The following is a 1536-nucleotide window of genomic DNA, read 5'->3' on the forward strand; positions in this document are numbered from 1 at the left end:
TGCCATTGATCCTGCGGACCGCAGTCGTTCGGTTTACAGCGACCTGTCTGACGCCCTGGTGTTCACGGTTCGTTCGGTGGTGAAAATAGTGCAACAAGTGACGGTGCCATGAAAAAGATCCCTCCTCAACTGCTTATCTCGCTGGCTTTAGTGCTGCTGGCGGCAGGATTCTATATTCATAATTATGTGACGTTTGTGCATACGCCACCGGCGTTAAAGGACAAGGAAAAACGTATGGTCGATACCCTGTTTGCCTCCAATAAAACCCAGTGCGTGGGGCGCTATGTTTTTGAGGTTCCGGCCTCTTTTAAAAATACGCTGACGGATCGTGCTCAGATTAATGATATTCGAATCAGCAGCCAGCGGCTTTACCGTCCGTCGTTTGAACAGCGTATCCGTCTGCGGGAGGAGGAATTACAGAATGGACACACGGTGAGAGCAGTCGATCAGCCTTTTCTCAAGCAGGTGTACCGGCTGAGTGAGAACGCGGTGATATTTGACCGCAATCAAAATGAGAGCGTGGGTGGTGCTTTTCGTATTCTGGAAGGACACCTGTATGTCGGAGGTGTGGCGTTTACTCTCACTCAGGAGATTCTTGATTATTCTGATCCACGCTTTGCCAAAGAACGTGCATTTTGGTTACGAAAAGAAGCTGGAAGACCTGACTGGATGGCAAATAATAAACCCCAGAAACTGGCAGAGCTACAGGATTTAATGTCCCGTCTGAGCGGGCGAAAGGACGATGAAATCCCCACGCAGCCGGGGACCTGTATTTCCGAAGGGTTTATCCACGACGGGGTCGGGACGCCGAAGGAAGATATTACCTTTGTCTATCCGCATAATTCGGTCTTTTCTTTTGTTGTCTGGAGCAATAACGCCTTAAAAGAAAGCACAACTATGCTGGAGCGAAGCGGTGAAATTCAGTCTTACTTTTCTCAAATTAATGCACGAACCCTGCGTAAGGGTAAGACACAGATAGCTGGTTTTGAAACCAGCGAATGGCTGGCCACTGCGCCGTCAGAAAAATCACCCGATAATGCGTCAGCACAGTTATTGTTTACAGCTGTAGCCAATGAGAAAACGGCAGACTTCAGACATCCCAATCTTGACCTGACATTAAATAATCATGCGCTGCCACCACCGGTTTACAGTGATGCCGAACTGCTGGAAATATGGGATCGCATCACCCGTTCTTTCCGTATCAGAAGCAATGCGTTCTGAGCAAAATCATTATGTACAATAGCTGATGACCCTCAAAGCATTCTCACAAAAATAAGTTCTGAGTTTATGGTTGAAGATTACTGAGACAATGCGGACTCAAATTATTTGAAAGGATGAAAATAAAATACGTCATATTGTTGGGTTTTATTTCATCTATTTTAATATCTCTCGCCGCAGGCTCTTTCTGTTTTCTAACTTAATAAATAACTGTCTATTATTGGCTTGACTGTAACTAATAAGGGGAAAGGAATGCCAGGAATTGTGTGTTTAGGTGATGCTACCACTCATGGAGGAAAAGTGATCACTGCTTCTTCC

The 1536-nt window shown here is 45.9% G+C and carries 1 protein-coding gene; it reads left to right on the forward strand.

The annotated features are described in order from the left end of the window. The first annotated feature begins 108 nt into the window (after window positions 1-108). Window positions 109-1221, forward strand: coding sequence for a T6SS immunity protein Tli4 family protein (locus GC128_RS22895; RefSeq protein ID WP_151996192.1), 1113 nt, complete (start codon window positions 109-111; stop codon window positions 1219-1221). Window positions 1222-1536: the final 315 nt, after the last annotated feature.

This window comes from Buttiauxella massiliensis (assembly GCF_902500225.1).
Classification (GTDB): Bacteria; Pseudomonadota; Gammaproteobacteria; order Enterobacterales; family Enterobacteriaceae; genus Buttiauxella; species Buttiauxella massiliensis.